19 protein-coding genes are annotated in these 19,145 nt (G+C 72.5%); 16 read left to right on the top strand and 3 right to left on the bottom strand.

Annotated elements, in window-relative coordinates; translation table 11 throughout:
• The first annotated feature begins 27 nt into the window (after positions 1–27).
• Positions 28–978: an organomercurial lyase gene (merB, locus tag AMK26_RS38415; RefSeq protein ID WP_274536127.1), complete on the top strand. Its 951-nt coding sequence runs from the start codon at positions 28–30 to the stop codon at positions 976–978.
• 5 nt (positions 979–983) lie between these two features.
• Here the strand turns inward: merB and AMK26_RS37390 are convergent, their stop codons facing one another.
• The 3 genes from AMK26_RS37390 to AMK26_RS23585 all read right to left on the bottom strand — a co-directional run bounded on the left by AMK26_RS37390 (position 984) and on the right by AMK26_RS23585 (position 1,913).
• On the bottom strand, positions 984–1,154 hold the full coding sequence (locus AMK26_RS37390; protein ID WP_198944144.1) for a hypothetical protein: 171 nt from the start codon (positions 1,152–1,154) through the stop codon (positions 984–986).
• Positions 1,155–1,188: 34 nt separating this feature from the next.
• Positions 1,189–1,545, bottom strand: a complete 357-nt coding sequence (locus tag AMK26_RS23580) for a PRC-barrel domain-containing protein (RefSeq protein WP_073756707.1) — start codon at positions 1,543–1,545, stop codon at positions 1,189–1,191.
• Positions 1,546–1,649: 104 nt separating this feature from the next.
• Positions 1,650–1,913, bottom strand: coding sequence for a hypothetical protein (locus tag AMK26_RS23585; protein WP_073756708.1), 264 nt, complete (start codon positions 1,911–1,913; stop codon positions 1,650–1,652).
• Positions 1,914–2,115: 202 nt separating this feature from the next.
• On the opposite strand from AMK26_RS23585, the gene AMK26_RS23590 reads away from it, so the two are divergent.
• The 15 genes from AMK26_RS23590 to AMK26_RS23660 all read left to right on the top strand — a co-directional run bounded on the left by AMK26_RS23590 (position 2,116) and on the right by AMK26_RS23660 (position 19,141).
• Entirely contained in the window at positions 2,116–2,631 is a 516-nt protein-coding gene (locus AMK26_RS23590; protein WP_073756709.1) for a DUF5994 family protein, read from the top strand.
• A gap of 63 nt (positions 2,632–2,694) precedes the next feature.
• Positions 2,695–3,138: a MarR family winged helix-turn-helix transcriptional regulator gene (locus AMK26_RS23595; RefSeq protein WP_073756710.1), complete on the top strand. Its 444-nt coding sequence runs from the start codon at positions 2,695–2,697 to the stop codon at positions 3,136–3,138.
• Positions 3,128–3,613 carry a hypothetical protein gene (locus AMK26_RS23600; RefSeq protein WP_073756711.1) on the top strand — a complete coding sequence of 162 codons (486 nt, stop codon included), beginning with the start codon at positions 3,128–3,130 and terminating at the stop codon, positions 3,611–3,613. Before AMK26_RS23595 ends, AMK26_RS23600 begins: the two co-directional genes overlap by 11 nt.
• A 114-nt stretch (positions 3,614–3,727) precedes the next feature.
• On the top strand, positions 3,728–4,030 hold the full coding sequence (locus AMK26_RS23605) for a hypothetical protein (protein ID WP_073756712.1): 303 nt from the start codon (positions 3,728–3,730) through the stop codon (positions 4,028–4,030).
• Between the two features lie 78 nt (positions 4,031–4,108).
• A complete protein-coding gene (gene eccD / locus AMK26_RS23610) occupies positions 4,109–5,464 on the top strand; it encodes a type VII secretion integral membrane protein EccD (protein WP_073756713.1) in 1,356 nt (451 codons plus the stop codon).
• Between the two features lie 30 nt (positions 5,465–5,494).
• Positions 5,495–7,243 (top strand): MinD/ParA family ATP-binding protein, encoded by a 1,749-nt coding sequence (locus AMK26_RS38725; protein ID WP_073756714.1) that lies wholly within the window; start codon positions 5,495–5,497, stop codon positions 7,241–7,243.
• A gap of 14 nt (positions 7,244–7,257) precedes the next feature.
• Positions 7,258–11,241, top strand: coding sequence for a type VII secretion protein EccCa (gene eccCa, locus AMK26_RS23620; RefSeq protein WP_073756715.1), 3,984 nt, complete (start codon positions 7,258–7,260; stop codon positions 11,239–11,241).
• 31 nt (positions 11,242–11,272) lie between these two features.
• Entirely contained in the window at positions 11,273–12,694 is a 1,422-nt protein-coding gene (locus tag AMK26_RS23625) for a DUF6177 family protein (RefSeq protein ID WP_073756716.1), read from the top strand.
• Between the two features lie 130 nt (positions 12,695–12,824).
• A complete protein-coding gene (locus AMK26_RS23630; protein ID WP_073756717.1) occupies positions 12,825–13,157 on the top strand; it encodes a hypothetical protein in 333 nt (110 codons plus the stop codon).
• A 54-nt stretch (positions 13,158–13,211) separates the two neighbouring features.
• Complete coding sequence (locus AMK26_RS23635; protein WP_073756718.1) at positions 13,212–13,526, top strand: pore-forming ESAT-6 family protein; 315 nt, start codon at positions 13,212–13,214, stop codon at positions 13,524–13,526.
• A 26-nt stretch (positions 13,527–13,552) separates the two neighbouring features.
• On the top strand, positions 13,553–13,978 hold the full coding sequence (locus AMK26_RS23640) for a DUF6507 family protein (RefSeq protein ID WP_073756719.1): 426 nt from the start codon (positions 13,553–13,555) through the stop codon (positions 13,976–13,978).
• Positions 13,975–16,746, top strand: coding sequence for a hypothetical protein (locus AMK26_RS23645; protein WP_073756720.1), 2,772 nt, complete (start codon positions 13,975–13,977; stop codon positions 16,744–16,746). The genes AMK26_RS23640 and AMK26_RS23645 overlap by 4 nt, the downstream gene beginning before the upstream one ends.
• A 15-nt stretch (positions 16,747–16,761) precedes the next feature.
• Positions 16,762–17,400: a hypothetical protein gene (locus AMK26_RS23650; protein WP_241838065.1), complete on the top strand. Its 639-nt coding sequence runs from the start codon at positions 16,762–16,764 to the stop codon at positions 17,398–17,400.
• Between the two features lie 8 nt (positions 17,401–17,408).
• Positions 17,409–18,272 carry an immunity 49 family protein gene (locus AMK26_RS23655; protein WP_073757079.1) on the top strand — a complete coding sequence of 288 codons (864 nt, stop codon included), beginning with the start codon at positions 17,409–17,411 and terminating at the stop codon, positions 18,270–18,272.
• 8 nt (positions 18,273–18,280) lie between these two features.
• On the top strand, positions 18,281–19,141 hold the full coding sequence (locus AMK26_RS23660; RefSeq protein ID WP_073756721.1) for an immunity 49 family protein: 861 nt from the start codon (positions 18,281–18,283) through the stop codon (positions 19,139–19,141).
• Positions 19,142–19,145 lie beyond the last annotated feature (4 nt).

A 19,145-nucleotide genomic window follows, 5' to 3' on the forward strand; every position in this document is an offset into this window, starting at 1 on the left:
CGCGCTGGAAGGTCTAGCGTCGCCGGTATGGACGACATGGACGACATGCGACTGACCGTGCTGATGGTGCCCGAGTGCCCGACGGCCGGCGTGCTGCGGGAGCGGCTCGCCGAGGCCCTCGCCGGGCGGGACGACGTACGCGTGGAGTGGCGGGAGGTGCGGGACGAGGCCGAGGCGGTACGGCTCGGCATGCACGGCTCGCCGACCCTGCTGGTGAACGGTGCCGATCCCTTCGTACGGGACGGGGAGACGGCGAGCCTGTCGTGCCGGGTGGGCGCGGGTGCGCCGTCGGTGGAGCGGCTGCGTGCCGCCCTCGCGGAGGCGGGGCCGGGGGCGGGGGCCGCCGGGATGGTGGCGCGGGGCGGCCGGGGGCGCCTGGCGCCGGTGGACGGCGGGCAGCGGGCGGTGCAGCAGGCGGTGCTGCGTGCCTTCGCCACGCACGGCCGGGCGCCCACGGAGGCGGAGCTGACGGCGGCGGCCGAGCCGTACGGGGTTCCGGTGGACCGGGTGCTCGCCGCCCTGTCGGCCGCCGACCACCTGAGCGTCGACGCCCGGGGCCGCATCCGGGCGGCGTACCCCTTCTCGCCCGTCCCCACCGCGCACCGCGTCCGGATCGCGGGCGGCCCCGAGGTGTGGGCCATGTGCGCGGTCGACGCCCTCGGTATCGCGCCGATGCTCGGGCGGGACGTGGAGATCCGGTCGGCCGACCCGGTGACGGGGCAGGCCGTCACGGTCGCCTTCCGGGACGGTACGGCGGTGTGGGAGCCGCCCTCGGCGGTGGTCCTCGCCCGGACCGGGTCGTGCGCCGGCCCGGCGGTGGACGTCTGCTGCGGCACCCTGAACTTCTTCGCCGGTCCCGCCTCGGCCCGGCGCTGGGCGGACGACCACCCGGAGGTGCCCGTCGAGATCCTCGGCCACGACCGGGCGGAGGCGCTCGGCCGCGACGTCTTCGGCCCGCTGCTGGGCGGGCCGGCCTGACGCGCCTACCGGAGCGGGCGGTTGCGGGAGCGGCGGGACCAGCGGACGGCGAAGAAGATCACGTCGATGACCAGCACGACGATGCCGATGATCAGCAGGTACATCAGGCCCTCGGCGACGACACCGATGAGCCCGAGGATGATGGCGACGATGATCAGGAACAGGAACAGCGCCATGGGATGAGCACCTCTTGGAGGACGGGGCGGACGGTCAGCGGCGCGCGAGCTTCCGTTCGCCGTTGGCGCCGGGCTCGTAGGACATGCCGTAGTGCTGGAAGATCGCGACTTCGCTCTCGGCGGGCAGAACGTCGTCCGTGCCGATGGACGGCGACTTGCGGACCTCACCCTTGGGGTGCGACACCTTCAGGTAGCCCGGTCCGACGATCGCCCCGTCGAGCGGGACGAACACCAGCCGCTGCCGGGTGGGCAGCCCCGTCTTGACGGTCGCCATGGCCGGTTCGTCGGTGATGGTGTCCACGTAGATGGCTTCCAGCACGCCGATCTTGTGGCCCTTGGGGTCGACGACGTCGTGATTGCGCCACTCGCGGATATCTGCTGACTGGATCATGCGTTCTGCCCTCTGAGCGGGTCCGTACGGTCGGTCTCGCGTTCTCGCTGTCCAGCCTCCGCCCGCGCGCCGACGGGCGCCACCGCACCGGCGGATCCGGTACGTCAGGTCTCGTCCTCCCGCGGCGGGGCGTCGTCCGCCGACCTGCTGGAGGCCAGCCAGGACCGGGCGGGTTCGGCCGCGCGGGTGGTGTCGAGGGTGAGGTGGAGCCTGGTCCCTCCCTCACCCCCGGCGGGGTAGCTGCGCTGCTCCGTGGCGTCGAAGCAGCGCCGGAGGACCTCCGCGACGCGCCGCGCCGTCTCGGGAGACGCGGCGACGATCCGGACCTCGGCGTGTCCGGCCGCCGGCATGGGTTCCGCGGTGCTCATGGTCAGGTCGTTCCTCACGCGGGGGGAGGGGGCCGTGCGTCGGGTGCGTCGGGCCGAGCGTGCCGCCGCTGCTCCGCCGTCGGTCACCCCCTGCGTCTTCCCGGCTCGCGGCGTCCGTAACGTCACTGCGGGGAGGGCGGGCGGAGTACGGTGAAATCACCGACCGGCCGAAGCGCCGGATCCGTAGACGGGCGGCACCACCATGACGCACTCGGACTCCTCCTCCCCGCCCCCGCCCCCGCGCAAGCTCCTCCCGGACGCCATTCACCACGAGGTGAAGCCGGGTACGGCGCTGCTGAGGCTCCAGACCACCCGATCCCGTGAGGGAATCCTCGACGGCGCGTGGTGGCCGCGCTCGCGCGACATCGGCACCGAGCTGCCCAACCTGATCAGCGCGCTGACCGAGCACCTCGGCCCGGTCACGCGCGTCGGCCTGGACGCCGACGCATGGGAAGGGCTCCCGGTACGTCTGGTCATCGACGATCGCGTCGTCCACATCGACGCGTTCCCCGTCGGCGACGACACCGTCCTCATCACCCGGGGCGAACGCGACTACTTCACCCTCCTGGTCGTCCCCCCGCACGCGACTGCGGACGCGGCGCGCAGCGCGATGGCCCGAGCGGTCCGGGCCGACAACGTCACCGACGCCACCCACATCCTCATCGACACCGGCACGGGCACCGGCACCGGCACGGGCACGGGCCCGGCAGCACCGTGAGCCGGACCCGGCCGCGCCCGAAAGTAGTTGCAGAACGGGACTAGATAGTTCTAGTCTGCAACCATGTCCGGTCGCCCCGACGACGCTTCGGCGGAAGCGTTCTCCGATGCCTTCGTACGCTTCGTACGCACCTTCGGCCTGCTCGACGCCGATCGCACCCCCTGCGGCGCCCCGCTGTCCACGGCGGAGGCCCACGCCGTCACCGTGCTGCGCCCCGGACGTATGTCGCAGCGGGCGCTGGGCGAACGGCTGAACCTCACCAAATCCACCACGAGCCGGCTCGTCGACCAGCTGATGACGCGTGGCTGGGCCGACCGGTCCGCCGACCCCACGGACGGCCGCGTCCAACTGGTCGGACTGACCGAACACGGCCGGCGGGTGGCGGCCGACGTGGCACGCCGCCGCGCCGACCGGCTCTCCACACTCCTCGACAGGGTGCCCAAGGCGCAGCGCCCGGCCGTGATCCGAGCACTGCGCCTGCTGGAGGAAGCAAGCCGTGACCTGTAGAGGCGTACGTCTGCTCGTGCCGTTCGTGGCGCTGCTGAGCATCGGATGCGGCGCGTCCCCGGAGGGGGCACCGTCCCGGCAGGAACAAGTGGCCCGCAACGGCGCCTCCGTCATGCCGTTCGACCTCGAACGCACCACCCATCGGTTCACACCGGACGCCGACGGGCTGGTGCAGCAGGTCGTCGCCGACGAGCCCGGGGACGCCGGGCAGATCAGGCTGATCCGGGAGCACCTGGCGGACGAGGCGCGGCGGTTCCGCCAGGGCGACTACGCCGACCCCGCCCGCATCCACGGCACCGACATGCCCGGGCTCAAGGAACTGGCCGCGGGCGCGGCCGGCATCCGGATCTCGTACGCCGACCTCCCCGACGGCGCCGTCGTACGGTTCCGCACCACCGACCCCGCCCTGGTGGACGCCCTGCACCGGTGGGGCGCCGCACAGACCTCCGACCACGGCGAACACGCCGACCACTGACCGGGCCACTGACCGGGCCGCCGGTCGGGCCGCCGGGCCCGGCAGCCCTGGGGTGTACTGCCCGTTCGCCGATGCCTTATGTTGCGGAGGCAAAGCAAGGGGGACGGACGACACATGGCACGGGACTACGACAGTCAGCTCCTGGAGTCGGTGGCGGTACGCCGGCGCAGAATGCGGGACGCGTTGCTGTTCGGCGCCCAGCGGGCGCGGCGCACGGCGGACGAGCGGCTCGGGAAGGTCTTCGCGGGCATCGCCATCGCGGCCGTGTTGTGCGCGGGGTGCGTCGGGTGGTCCTTCCTCCAGCACACGCTGGCCAAGCAGAAGGCCGAGCAGCGGAAGCAGGAACAGCGGTACGAGCAACCGGCGAAGCAGGAGAAGCAGGAGAAGTCCGCGGAATCCGGGAAGAGTTCGCAGTAACTCCCGTAAAGGGAATGGGGGAACGCTGGCAATGCAGACGATCGAAACCGGTGGAACCGGCCTGATAGGTTCCCGTAAGTGGTGACCACAGCAACGACTTCCCGGGCGCAACTGAGCCGGGTGACCCTGGTCGGTGAGCGACGCCGGGCCGACATCGTCCTGCCCTCCGACACCCCGATCGGTCAGCTGCTCCCGGACATCCTGCAGTTGCTGGACGACCGGGCCGCGTCCCGGCCGATGACACGGCAGTTGATCACCTCCGACGGTTCCGCGCTGCCGCACGACGCCACGCTGGCGTCGGCCCAGGTCGCCGACGGCGCCGTCCTCCGGCTCGTCAGGGCGCACTCCGCGCCGCCCGCGCCCGTGGTGCACGACGTCACCGACCAGGTGGCCGACGACCTCGACCTCCAGGCCTGGCGGTGGCGCCCCGCCGCCCGCCGGGCCGGGGCGGGCGTGGCGACGGTCGCCTTCGCCGTGATCGCCGCCCTGCTGGCCCGCCGGGAGTTCGCGCCGGGCGCCCTGGCCGGTGCGCTCGCCGCCGTCACGCTGGTCCTCCTGGCCGCCGGTGCGCTCGTCGCCCGGATCGGGCAGGGCAACCGGGGCCTCGCGACCGCGCTGTTGCTCGCCTCCGGCAGCCTCGGCGTCCTCTCGGCCTGGAACGCCGCCGACGCGTACGACTGGTCCGGCGCCGTGCGGCTCGCGGCCGTGGCGGGCGCGCTGGTCGTGACGCTGGCGGCGCTCGGGTACTTCTCACCGCTCGGCCGGGGCGGGCTCGTCGGGGCCGCGGCCACCGCCGGGATCACCCTCGTCTGGGAGGCCGTCGCCGCCGTCCAGGCCGAACCGGCCCGGCTCGGCGCCGTCATGGCCGTCTTCTCCGTGGTCCTGCTCGGCCTGCTGCCCCGGCTCGCCCTGATGGCGTCCGGCCTCACCGCGCTCGACGACCGCCGCTCGGGCGGTGCCTCCGTCAGCCGCCACCAGGTGGCCAACGCCCTCGCGGCCACGCACCGGGGCCTCGCCCTCGCGACGATCGTCACCGCGCTGTCGGCGGCCGCGGGCGGCTGGCTGCTCACCCTGGCGGACCGGCCGACCGTCTGGACGGTCGTCCTGCCGTCGGTCATCGCCGTGGTGCTGCTGTCCAGGGCGCGGGCCTTCCCGCTGGTCGCGGAGGTGGTGGCGCTGTTCGTGGCGGCGGCCGTCCTGGTCGTACGGCTCGTGACGCTGTGGATGGACCACGCGGGCGGCGCCGGGCCGCTCACCGTGCTGTGCGCGGCCGCGGTGCTGCCGCTGGCCGCCCTGGCGGTCCAGCCGCCGGAGCACGTGCGGGTGCGGCTGCGGCGCATGGCCGACCTGGTCGAGTCCATCGGCATGGTGGGGCTGTTCCCGCTGGCGGTCGGTGTGTTCGGCGTGTACGGACAGCTGCTCGACAAGTTCTGAGTTCTGCGGCAGGGCGGGAGAAGGGCAGACATGCCGAACGGAGACAACTGGCAGGGCGACGTCCTGCGCGACCTGCGCGCCGGCACACCCCGGCAGGCCACACCGGAGGAGGGCGCCCAGACCCCGGCCGCGGACCCGGAGACCCCGGGCACGTCCACGCCGGGCGGGGCGCGGGCCCCACAGGCCCCCACCGCGACGCCGGGTACGGGCCCGGACACCCCGGGCACGTCCACGCCGGGCGGGGCGTCGGCCCCGCAGGCCCCCACCGCGGCGCCGGGCACGGGCCCGGACACCCCGGGCACGTCCACGCCGGGCGGGGCGCGGGCCCCACAGGCCCCCACCGCGACGCCGGGCGCGGGGAGTGCCCCCGGGCCCGGGGGTGCCTCCGGTACGGGGATCGCCACCGGCGCGCCCGGGCCCGGTACGCGGCCCCAGGCCTCGCAGGCCGCTGCTCCGGGCGGGGCGCAGACGCCGCACGGCCCCGGCCCGCAGGGCGCGCCCGCCCCGGCGGGGTACCCCCAGGCCCCCGTGGCCCACACCCAGCCCCCCGGCGCCCCGGTCGCCGCCGGACAGGGCGTGCCCGGACACGGCGCGCCGGGTCAGGGCGCCCCCGGCGCGTCCCGCCGGGCCGGGGCCGTCCCGGCGGCGCACGCCCACGCCCATCCCGGGCAGGCGCCGCGGCCTCAGGCTCAAGCGCAGGCACCCCAGGTGCCCACGCCCGCCGCGTACGTCCCGCCCCAGGAGGCCCACGACCCGCACGCCCAGGCGCGGCTGACGCAGGCCGCCCAGGAGCGGCAGGCCCGTGCCCAGCACGGCGGGACTCCGCCCGCCCCGGCCGGGTACGCGCAACACCCCGCCACCCCCGATTCGCGTCCCGTCGTCGACAAGGGGCTCGCCGCCGCCGGGCGGAAGCCGCGGCACGGGGAGGGGTTCGCCACCCGGGCCGTGCGGGCCGTCCGCCGTACCGTCTCCTCCTCCGCCGCGCGGGAGGTCGCCGAGACCACCCGTACCGCCGAGACGCTGCAGCAGCCGGTGACGACCGGGCGGCAGATCGCCGTCACGTCCATCCGGGGCGGCGCCGGCAAGTCGACCGTCGCCGCGCTGCTGGGGCTGACGTACGCGCACTACCGGCAGGACCCCGTCCTCCTCGTCGAGGCCGACCCGGCGCTCGGGTCGCTGCCGCTGCGGCTCGGCGCCGAGACGCTGCGGTGGACCACCGGGGACGTCGCCGGGATCGTCGAGCCGCAGATGTCGCTCCTCGACATCACCGGCTACCTCGTCCAGCTCCCCGACAACGCCTGGCTCCTGCCCGGCAGTCAGGGCCAGATCGGCGCGATGCTGGACACCAAGGCGTACGAGCGCGTCATGGTGGCGCTGCGCCGCTACTTCGGCGTGACCGTCGTCGACTGCGAGACCCTGCCCGCCGAGGTGGCCCGCGTGGCGCTGTCCGCCGCCCAGGCACGCGTCCTGACGACGCCCGCCACGATGGAGGGCGTCGTCAGCACCCATGCGGTGCTCCAGTGGATGCAGGGCCTGCCCCGCCACGTCATCGCCGGCACCGTCGTCGTCCTCACCCAACTCGTTCCGCACGCCGGGCTCGACCTCGACCAGGCCGCGCGGAAGCTCGGCTCCACCGGGGCCACCGTCCACGTGCTGCCGTACGACCGGCACCTGGCGGCCGGCGGCCCGATCCGTACCGAGCTGCTCGCCCACCCCACCCGGCAGGCCGCCACCCGCCTCGCCGCCGACGTCTTCCAGCTCTCCCAGAAGCGCCACTGAGGGGGAGGAGACCGATGAGCACCCGGCTGATACACCGCCCCGCCCGCACCACCCGGCCCCCCGCCGCCTCCGAGGCGCGCACCATCGAGGCCCCGCCCAACCTCCCGGAGGGGAAGGCCGGCAACATCGCGATGTCGCTGCTTCCCGTCGCCGGTGTCATGTCGTCCGTCGTGATGATGACGGTCGTACGCAACAGCCAGTTCGCCGCGCTGGGCGCGCTGATCCTCGTCGTCACCATCATCGGCTCGCTCGTGCTGGTGTTCTCGCAGCGCGGCAAGGCGCAGCGCACCCGCCGTACCCAGCGCGAGGCCTACCTCGCGTACCTGGAGGACCTGCGCGAGGAGCTGTCCGGCGAGGAGCGGGAGCGGCGCGAGCGCGCCGACGTGCTCAACCCGCCGCCGCACGCGCTGTACGACATCGTCCGCGACCCGGCGCGCCTGTGGGAGCGGCGCCGGCTGGACGCCGACTTCCTGCGCGTACGCGTCGGCACCGGCGAGATGCCCGTACGCGACCTGAGGATCGGCGACCAGGGCGGCTCGTCCGTCCTCACCCCGCCCGACCGGTTCATGCTCAACGAGGCGTCGGCGCTGATGGACCGCTTCCGCACCGGCACCGAACTCCCGCTGACCGTCCCGCTCGACCGCGTCGGCAACATCAGCGTCGTCGGGCCGCGCGAGGACTGCCTGCGCGTCGCGCGCGCCCTGCTCGTACAGGCCGCCGCCCTGCACGCCCCCGACGACGTGGCCATCGCGCTCGCGGTGCCCGGCGAGCGGCTGGCCGACTGGGAGTGGGCCAAGTGGATGCCGCACCTGCTCGACACCGAGCAGTTCGACGGGCCCGTCGCCGCCCGCCGCATCGCCCCGTCCGCGCCCCAGCTCGCCCGGCAGCTCGGCCCCGAGCTGCGCCGCCGCGCCTCCTACGCCGCCGAGGTGCGCCGCGGCCTGTCCGGCAAGGACGCCCTGTCCATGTCGTCCCGGCTGCTGGTGGTCACCGACGGGCACGGTGAGGACGCCGTGGAGCTGCCGCGCCCCGACGACGCGGTGGGCCTGCGCGAGATGGGCGTGACCGTCCTGCACCTGCTGGAGCGGCGTGTCCAGGAGCCCGGCCACGTCGGCGTACGGATCACCGTCGACGGCGACCAGGTCGTCATCGAGGACCTCCGCCAGGACGAGCCGATCAGCGCGCACGGCACGGTCGACGAGGTGTCCGTCCCGTTCGCCGAGGGCCTCGCCCGGATGCTGGCCCCGCTGCGGCTGTCCGCCGAGTCGCTGGTCGACGCGCCGCTGTCCGGGCCGGTCGACTTCGCCGACCTGCTCGGCATCGACGACGTGGCACGCCTCGACCTCGCCACCCTGTGGGCGCCGCGCGGTGAGCGCGCCTTCCTCCGCGTACCGATCGGCATCAGCGACGCGCGCGAGCCAGTGCTGCTGGACCTGAAGGAGTCCTCCGAGCTGGGCATGGGCCCGCACGGGCTGTGCGTCGGCGCAACCGGCTCCGGAAAGTCGGAGCTGCTGCGCACCCTGGTCCTGGCGCTGGTGGCCACCCACCCGCCGGAGGACCTCGCCCTGGTCCTCGTCGACTACAAGGGCGGCGCGACCTTCGCCCCGTTCGCGGACCTGCCGCACGTCGCCGGGGTCATCACCAACCTGGAGAACCAGGCCGGTCTCGTCGAGCGCGTCCACGCCTCCCTCGCCGGTGAGGTCAAGCGCCGCCAGCAGGTCCTCAAGGACGCGGGCAACGTCGCCGACATCGGCGACTACGCGGCGCTGCGTGCCGAGAAGCGGCCCGACCTGGAGCCGCTGCCGCACCTGTTCATCGTCATCGACGAGTTCGGCGAACTCCTCACTGCCAAGCCGGACTTCATCGACCTGTTTCTGTCCATCGGCCGTATCGGCCGGTCCATCGGCGTGCACCTGCTGCTGTCCAGCCAGCGCATCGAGGGCGGCAAGCTGAAGGGCCTGGACACCTACCTGTCGTACCGGCTCGGCCTGCGCACCTTCTCCGCCGACGAGTCCCGGACGGTCCTGGACACCACCGACGCCTTCCACCTGCCGCCGCTGCCCGGCTTCGGCTACCTGAAGGTCGACACCAGCCACTACGAGCGGTTCAAGGCGAGTTACGTCTCCGGCGCCTACCGGGGCCCGGTGCGGCGCGCCGAGGACGAGGACACCGGGCCGCTCGCCCTGGAGTACGAGGCGTACAACACCCTCGGCGCCTCGGAGGAGACCGGCCCCAAGGAGAGCACGGTACGGCGCCGCGAGACAGGGCCGACCGAACTGGGCGTCATGGTCGAGCAGTTGGAGAACGCCCCCACCGATCCGGTACGCCGCATCTGGCTGCCGCCGCTGCCCGCCGCCATCGCCCTCGACCAGGTCGCCGGCCCGCTCCAGGCCGGCCCGCGCGGCATGCAGCTCGCCGCCCGCCGGGGTCCCCTCCAGGTGCCGCTCGGCCTGCTCGACGACCCGACGAAGCAGTGGCAGGGGCAGTGGTTCCTGGACCTGACGGTGGCGGGCGGCCACGCCGCCGTCATCGGCGGCCCGCAGTCCGGCAAGACCACCCTCCTCCGTACGCTCGTCCTCTCGCTCGCCCTGACGCACACCCCGCAGGAGGTCGGCGTCTACGGCCTCGACCTGGTCGGCGGCGGCCTCCAGGCGCTGGCCGGCCTGCCGCACGTCGGCGGCATCGCGAGCCGCGCCGACCGGGAGCGGGCCGCCCGTACCGTCGAAGAGGTACGGAACATGCTCGCCCTGCGCGAGGACCTGTTCCGCGAGCACACCATCGACTCCGTCGAGCAGCTGCGCACCCTCCACGCGGCCGGCCGACTGCCGGAGCTGGCCTCCGCCGAGATCGTGCTCGTCATCGACGGCTTCGGCGCGCTGCGCGACGACTTCGACGAGCTGGACGACGCCGTCGTCGACATCCTCAAGCGGGGCGGCGGGTACGGCATCCACGTCGTCGCCGGCATGCTCCGCTGGAACGACGTCCGCATCGCGACCCAGTCGTACTTCGGCACCCGCGTCGAGCTGCGCCTCAACGACGCCACCGAGACCAGCATCGACCGCAAGCTCGCCGAGACCCTCGCGCCCGACGAGCCGGGTCGCGTCCTCACCGACGGGAAGCTGTTCGCGCAGGCCGCCCTGCCCCGTACGGACTCCCTCGCCGACGCCACCGAGCTGGGCGCCGTCCTGGAGCGCACCGCCCGGCAGGTCCGCGCCGCCTGGAGCGGCGAGGTCGCCCAGCCGGTGCGGGTCCTGCCGCACGTCCTGGAGCCGCACCTGCTGCCCGGGCCGGTCGCCGAGCCCAAGCGGGTGCCGATCGGCCTGGACCAGACGGCGCTCGCGCCCGTGCTGCTGGACCTGTTCGCCCATGACCAGCACCTGCTGGTGATGGGCGACAGCGAGTGCGGCAAGACGAACCTGCTGAAGACGATCGCGGCCGGGCTGATCGAGCGGTACGGGGAGGACGAGCTGGTCCTCGCCGTCATGGACCCGAGGCGGGGCCTGCGGGGCGTCGTGCCCGAGGAGTTCCTCGGCGGGTACGCGTACAACGCCAAGCTGTGCGGGGGACTCGCCGCCGGTATCGCCACCGAGCTGGAGAAGCGGCTTCCCGACGAGAGCGCCGCCCTGGAGGACCTGGAGCCGGGCATCTGGGGCAGCGGCCCGCGGATCGTCGTCCTCGTCGACGACTACGACGTGCTGACGACGGCCGGGCAGGCGCCGCTCGCGCCGTTCCTGCCGTACATCCCCTCCGCCGTCGACATCGGCCTCCACTTCGTCCTGACGCGCCGCGTCGCGGGCGCCTCACGCGGTATGTACGAGCCGCTGGTGCAGGGCCTGCGCGAGTCGGGCGCGTCGGCGATCCTCATGGCGGGCGACCGCAGCGAGGGACAGCTGTTCCCGGGCGTGTACGCCTCACAGCAGCCGCCGGGGCGGGGCGTGCTCATCCGCAGGGGCCAGTCGAACCGCCTGATCCAGACGGTGTTCACACCCGAACCCTGAACCTCATGACGAAGAAGGACCGGACGTACCCATGACCAAGGACGTCATAGCCCTCACCGAGCGCATGCCCGACCCGTGGGCGGTGCTCGCCGGCCTGCTCTCCGGCGGCCCCGACAAGCTGGTGAACACGGCCGGTGAGGACGCCGTCGTACAGCTCTGCGACGAGGAGGGCCGGCCGCTCGTCTCCGTCGAGGCGCCGCTGCTGGTGCAGGTCGCGGGCGAGGCCGAGCGGCTGCTGGGGGCGACGCCTCCGCCGGTGCCGTTCTGGTGGACGGAGGCGCGGGCCACGACCGGGGTGGCGGAGGCGGAGCGGCTGGCGGGCACGTTCGCGGCCCGGCTGGTGTCGCTGACGGGCGGCTCGGCGTGGCCGCCGGAGGCCGCCCGGTCGCTGGCCGTGGTGGCGTCGGACGGGGTGGGCGTCGCGCCGCCGCAGGCCGCCGAACGGCCCGCCGTGGACGTCCTCACCGACAAGGTGGCCGTCGTCATCCAGGACCGCCCGGTGGTGGCCATGACGGCATGGCTGGCGGACGCGTTCCGGGCGGCCGCCGAGGGCGGGCTGGGCCTCCAGATCGTCAGCCCGGCAGGCTCCACGCTCTCCCCGGCGGTACGGGGCGCGCTGTCCGGCTGGCCGTCGCGGTGGGTCGTGCAGGACGAGCGGGACGGCTACTACGACGGGCTGTCCGGGGCGGTGCTGGCGTGGCAGGAGGGGATGTTCTTCCCGGTCGCCGGGCCCGAGTCGACGGAGGAGGAGGTGCGGGCGCGGGTGGCCGCCTCGTACCAGGAGGGTGTCGAGGACACCGGTGAGCGGCAGTTGGCGGTGACGTTCCGCACGGTGCACCCGGCGGACGACCGGCTGGTGCTGGGCGGCGCGCTGGAGGCGGTGTGGCGTGAGCTGACCGGTGGGGCGCCGGCCGGGTGGGGCACGGCGGAGCCCGCCAACCTGCCGTGGTCGCTGCGCCGGCTGACGGACGTGGCGCACGAGCGGGCGCCCGAGCCGACCTGGGTGGTCGTGGTCGGCAGCCCGGAGCGGCCGGGACTCGCCACCGTACGCGTCAGCCGTACGAAGGCGGGCGTGGAGGAGGAGGTCACGCTGGCGTTCGGCTACGGGCCGGACGAGGAGCCGCCGGTGGACGCCGTGCCGAGGGCGGCCGAGGTGCTGGCCACCCGGCACCGCCTGCGGTCGATGCTCGTACAACTCCGCAAAGCCCGCCGTGACCTGGCGGTTCCGCCGCGCTTCGAGGGGCCGGGCGTGCCGCTGGCCTTCGTGCTCGGCGCGGAGGAGGTCCGCGCGATGCCCGCCGACCGGGCCCGGAACACGCCGCTGGGAGCGGCGCCGGTCCAACTCGGCCCGAAATCCCGGCCGGCGCTGTACTACCCGCTGCCCGGCGACCCGTCCGACCTGTCGGGGTGGCAGGACTTCGAGCGGCTGGTGCGGCACCTGAAGGGCGAGTGATGTCATGTGTTCGTCACAGACGACCGCCTGTGCGCGATTGCTGATTGCAGGAGCGACGCGTGAGTTGATAGGCATGTAGTCGTACATTCGATCCATCCATACGATCGTCCATCGCAGCGGGGGTAGCCCGATGAAGTTCGATATGGGGGCGCAGGTCCTTTCCACCCTGATGTCCCAGTCGCAGGGTTCGAGCAACGACCTCGGCCTGCTGATCCGTCAGCTGGTCCAGGCGGCGGCACCGTTGGAGGGCAAGTTCAACGGCGCGGGCAAGGTGGCGTTCGACTCGTTCAAGTCGCGTTCGGACGAGATCACGGCGGCGCTGAACGGTTCGCTGGCGGCCATCCTGGGCGGCCAGTCGGGCATGGAGTCGGCGTTCGGCACCGGTGACCAGGAGCAGGGCGACAACGCGCGGACGCAGATGTCGTCGGCGAACTTCGACGCGGCGCGTTTCTCGGGCCGCTAGACCGATCCGTACATCGATCCGTACACCGATCCGTACACGGGGAGTTGATTGCTGATGGCTGCTGCGGGTAGCGACCGTCGTTCGTACGACACGGGTGCCTCGTCCGAGGCACAGATGAACATCCAGGCGGTGATCGCGCGGCTGGAGCAGGTGATCACGGCGCGGGACGCGCAGGTGAAGGCCGCGATGACGGACTTCGCCGCCGACGGCGTGGCGGACGAGTACCACGGCAAGGAACTGCGCTGGAACGCGGCCTCGCAGGAGGTCCGCAACATCATCCAGCTGCTGAAGACGACGCTGGAGAAGAACGACGCGACCGCGCAGGCGACACTGCAGCGCGCGAAGGCCGCGGTCGACAACATCGGCTGACGCGGGGTACCGGGGGAGCGTTTCTCATGACGGCGTGGGACATCCAGCCCCAGGGGGTGCAAGGTCAGCTGAAGGTCGTCGGCACGCATGCCGGGGACCTGGAGAAGGCCCTGAACGCCCTGGTCACGGACATGCAGCAGGCCGCGCAGGCGGCGGGTACGGCGGTGCCCGGTTCGGCCGCGAACATCCCGTTGCAGGGGCCGACGGCCTCGGGCGCGCCGCTGACGCAGAAGGCGACGGGCCCGGTGGGCGCGGCGCTGGCCGAGTACATGGCCGGCCGGCAGAAGACGCACTTCGAGCCCATGGCGAAGCGGATCCAGGCGGCGGTCATCGGCGCGGCCACGGCGACCAATGAGTACGTCGAGGGCGACCTGACCCAGGCCAAGGAGGCCCAGGACGCGGCCCGACAGGTGCGCCTGGACCTGCTGAAGGAGCTCGGGGGGAAGAAGTGAGCGAGAACCAGCCGGTCAACCCGGCCGAAGTGCCGGTCTTCACCGGCGATCTCGAACTGCTCGACGAGAAGGTGAAGGCGCTGTCCGGCGCCGGCGGCAAGATCGCCACCGCCGCCGGCGACGTCCACAGCTCCTTCGGCGGCCTGAGCGCCTTCTACAAGGCCCCCGAGGCGGACCAGCTGTTCGCCACCACCCAGCCGGTGAAGGACAAGGCGCTCGACATCAGTGGCGACATGTGCACCATCGCCGGCGCACTGGGCACGTACGCCAGTGACATCCGCCCCCTGAAGCAGCGGCTGGACGAACTGCGCCAGGACGCCGTCGCCTTCCGGCAGAAGATCGCCGAGGACGACAAGTGGCGTGAGGACGGCGACCTGGTCGAGGAGAACAACGACCGCCGCAACGAGATCGCCGAGGTCTGGACCCAGTTCCAGGCCGCCGAGCGCGCCGCCCACGCCAAGATCGTCGCCCTGGTCGGCGGCAAGGCGCTGAAGGTCAACGACGGCTCCAACGGCGAAGGCATGTACGGCTACGACGCCGAGGCCCTCAAGCAGGCCAAGAGCCTGCCGTGGGGCGACGCGGTGGAGGAGTCGACGCCGTGGTGGCAGGTGTGGGAGCACGCCTACGACTTCGGCAAGGGCGTCATCGTCGACGGCGTGTGGGGCACGATCAAGGGCCTGGGCACCCTGGTCGGCTTCCAGGGCTGGGAGGCGGCCGGGCAGGCGTGGAAGGGCCTGGGCCTGCTGGCCACGGGCCTGGTCATCAGCGCCACCCCGCTGGCCGCGGTGTACTGGACGGCCGACGACAAGCACCTCCCCGGCTGGATACGGGACTCCCGTACGGCCATGAAGGAGACCGGCAAGGCGCTGGTCGCCTGGGACCAGTGGGGCTCCAACCCGGCCCGCGCGGCCGGCGCGGTCACCTTCAACGTCCTCACCACGGTCTTCACCGGCGGCGCGGGCGGCGCGGTGTCGGGCGCGGGCAAGGCGGGCGCGGCGGCCCGGGCGATCTCCTTCGCGGGCAAGGCCGGCCGGGCGATCGACCCGACGACGTACCTCTTCAAGGGCGCCGGCGCGGGCATCACGAAGATCGGCGACGTGATGACCGGCCTCAAGGGCATGGGCAACATCGACCTGCCGCCCATCCCCGAGGGCACGGTCGTCCTCCCCGAGGGCTCCCTGATGCGCCCCGACGGCACGATCCACCTCCCGGACGGCACGCCGGTGCCTCCCGGCGCCGTCGAGGTGCCCCCGAACACGGTCCGCCTCCCCGAGGGCACGGCGGTCCCGCCCGGCGCGGTCGACCTCGGCGACGGCATGGTCAGGCTCCCGGACGACACCCCGGCCCCGGCGGGCTCGACGCCACTGCAGGAGGGCACGGTCGCCGTCCCCAAGGACACCCCGACGGTGCCCGCGGACGCGACGCCCCTCCCCGTCAAGGAGGGCGACCCGCCGCAGTACCTGGACGGCAAGGGCAACATCCTCGACGAGAACGGCAAGGTCGTCGGCGACGTCAAGAACGCGCCCAAGGACGTGGTGGACCGGGGCACCGACCCCGACGCCACGCCCACCACGGGCGCGGACAACCCCCGCGTGGACACCCCGGCCAAGGTCCCGGCCATGGCGGGCGCGGCGGTCCACGCGGGCGACAACACCGCCATCAGCCTCGGCAACAGCCTGGACACCAACCTGGGCGACGTGGGCCGCGTCGGCGACGACGCCCCCGTACGCGTCCCGGACACCCCGGGCGGCCTCGCCGACAACATGCCCACGGGCCAGGCCGGCAACAACCTCCCCGGCGGCGGCGCGGGCGACCACCTGCCCACCAACAACCTGGACAACACGCCGAGCACGGGCGGCAACCGCGACGTGCCTGGTGGCGGCCATGCGGACACCCCCACCACCGGCGGCTCCCGCGACGTCCCGCCCGGCGCCTCGACGGCCGACAACGCCGTCCCGAGTGGCTCCACGGCCGACAACGGCGTACCGGGCGGTTCGACGACCGACAGCGGTACGCCGGGCGGCCATGACGGACAGGGCGGGTCCGGCGCCGAGGGCGGTGGCGGTACCGGCGGTGGCGGTTCCGGCGGCGACGGCACCGGGGGAGGTAACTCCGGTGAGCCTCCGGTCGTGCTCGAAGGCGATCGCGTGGCGCAGCAGGGCACCGGCAAGATGGAATCTTCCCAGCTGGAAGAGGCCGTCACCGAGGCGCTGGTGCAGTCGAAGGTCGCTCCGGTGGACCAGGGACGCATGCTGACCCAGCTCCGGAAGTCGGAGTATGGCGCGGCTGTCGCGGAGTACATCGCGAGCGGACGGTTCGCCGACATGCCGGGCTACAAGGATCTGATTTCCCAGGTGAAGCAGAAGGACATGATGCCTGCGGTCCACCAGGCAATGGAGCATGCCGCCGAATTGCAGGCGAAGGGAGTGGACAACATCGGGTTCGAGCTGAAGCTGCCTGAGCAGAATCTCGACCTGGACGTTCTGGTCAGGTCCGAAAACGGCATTGAATACGGCGCTCAGTTGAAGGACGTGAAAAGCGCCAACGGTATCAAGTCGGCAGTGACTAAGATTGCGGAAAAGCAGCTCGCGGGTTCTGGAGTCAAGGTCAAGGTGGGGATTCTCGACATCAATGACGTGAAGAGCGCCATGGACGAGCGAGCCCTGAAGGCCGTTCAGAGGGCGGCGGACCGGACTAACGCGTCGTTTGAGCTACGCTTCAAAGACGGTTCCATCACCGTTTTCCCGACCAATGCGACCAAGCCGTAAGGAACGTACATGTCGATGCTGATGCGCGCGCCGAGAGAATGCGGCTCGTGGTTCTGGGACCTCGACGATGTGATGGCGCCGGGTCTGGACGCAGCGCTTGAGACGGCCGCACGGATGTCGGCCGTCCTGCGGGAACACGAGTTGCTGGAGCCGGGCTCCTTGGAGTGGAACTGGTTCGAAGTGGGCCAGGGTGGCCTGGGAATTCACAGCCGCCTGGACCTCACGGGCCGTGCCCTCGACGACGCCGCGGTCGCCGCTGAGATGAGGGCATGCCAGCCGGTGGGCCATCCGGCGGCCGAGATGTCATCGTTCACCGTGGTGGGTTCGGGGACATGGTTCGACGCCGATGGCAAGGGCCATCACGAACCCCGCCTGGTGGAGCTCACTGTGTCTCCGGATCCGGTCAGCGTCTGGGCGGAGGTCTCCGTTCACCACGATGTCTGGGGCCATTGCGACTTCAGGGGAAAACCGCACCCCCAGGTGTACACGCGCAACGCCCCCCGCCTCGCAGCGGCACTGAGCGGTCTGGACGCCCTGCTGGGAGTGGCGGCCGAGCCCGGTGAGCCCACGTACTTCGGTGTCGCCGAGGGGCATGGGCTCAAGGCGCCCGACATCATCGACGGACTCGGGCCCGACCTCACCGACCTGCTGTGACGGACACCGTGATCGGAACCGTAGGCCGTCACGGCATACCGGCGGGACCGGACGCCGAAGGGCTCGCGGAGCGGCTGAGTGATCACCTCGCCGAGCGGGTGGAGGACCTTGAGTCCTCCACCGCTCTGATCGACTCGACGTTCAACACGGCCCTTCTGGTCCTCCATGCCCGTTGTGTTGTCGACCCACGAGCAGCGCTCGTGGAGACCTGGGACGCCGTGGTCACCGCGATGCAGGTGGGTTCGGCGTTGTTCGCCGTGACGGGCACGAGCGAGGCAACCGTCGAGTGCCGTATCAACCGGAAAAACCGGACTCTCCCGGCTGTCGGACCGCTGATGACCGCCGACGCCGGTGCCTGGCTGACCGCGTTCTGGCTTGCCGTCGTCTGCCGTGAGCAGCAGCGGATGACGCAGTTGTGCGAGATCCCGCTGGACCGTCTCCGGTCGCCCGACGGGCGTTACGACGAGTACGTCTACCACTGGGTCGACACGCTCCAGACGTACTGGTTGCGTCGTCCCGGACTGGTGGAGAAACTCACCGCCACGCTTCAGGCCTCCGACCCGTCGGTGGCGCGAATCGCCCCGAGGGACATGTTGCAGGGCCTGCTCTATCCGCCGATCAACCTCTTCTACCACTTCGTCCGCCGTGACGAGGAGGGCTTCAGCCCCGCCCTGGTGGAAGCGCTCAAGCTGCACAAGGCGTACTGGACGCTGACCGAGGACCGAGCGACCGACATCGACGGGAGCATCGCGCTGGGCCCGCTGGCGATCGCCTGTCTGGCGTACGACGGGAAGCTCCCGATCGACGTGGAGTCGGAGTACCTGCCCAAGCAACTCCTCCAGCACGGCTGGCTGGGGGAGTACCCGACCTGAGGGCTGCAATGACGGTGACGGTGGTCCGGCACGGCGGGCCCGGCCCTGACGATCAGAGGTACGCGGAGTCCCTGGGCAGGGACCTGCTGCGGACGGTCGCGTCCCTGGAGGAATCGCCCGGAAGGCTGGACGGAGCTCTGGATACGGCGATGCTCCACGTGCAGGCGCGGTTGGCGGTCAATCCCGACGCGTCCGACCTCCGTACGTGGGAAGCCGTCGTCGCCGCGATGCAGGTCGGCTCGGCGATGTTCGCCGTCGCCACTCGGTCCGAGGGCACCGTCGAGTGCCGCATCGCCGACGAGACGCGGACCCTGCGCGCGCTGGGCGCGGGCTTGCACGCCAACCCCGGCAACTGGGTTACCGCGTTCTGGCTGGCCATCGTCTGCCGTGATCAGGCGCGGATGACCGCGCTGTGCGAGGTGCCGCTCGACGTGCTGCGCGCTTCGGGCACTGAGTACGACGAGTTCGTCTACCTCTGGATCGACGCCCTCCAGACGTACTGGCTGGAGCGCCCGGGGCTCGGCGAGAAGCTGCTGGCCGCGATCGAGGCCTCGCACCCCAACGCCATCGCGGTGGCGGACATGGAGCTGGTGGAGCGGATCCTCTACCAGCCGGTCAACCTCTTCCAGTGCTTCCTGCGCAAGGACCACGCTGCCTTCAACCAGGCCCTCGTCGAAGCCCTGGAGATGCACAAGCTGTACTGGACGGCATCCGAGAAGCGGGAACGCAGCGTCGCCGGGTACCTGGCGCTGGGCCCGCTCGCCATCGCGTGCCTCGCCCACGACGCCGGTTTCCCGATCGAGGTCGAGTCGGACTACCTCCCCAGCGAGCTGCTCAACCGGGCCTGGCTCGGGGAGTACCCCACCTGATCTC

This window comes from Streptomyces sp. CB03234, from assembly GCF_001905885.1.
In the GTDB taxonomy this organism is placed as follows: Bacteria; Actinomycetota; Actinomycetes; order Streptomycetales; family Streptomycetaceae; genus Streptomyces.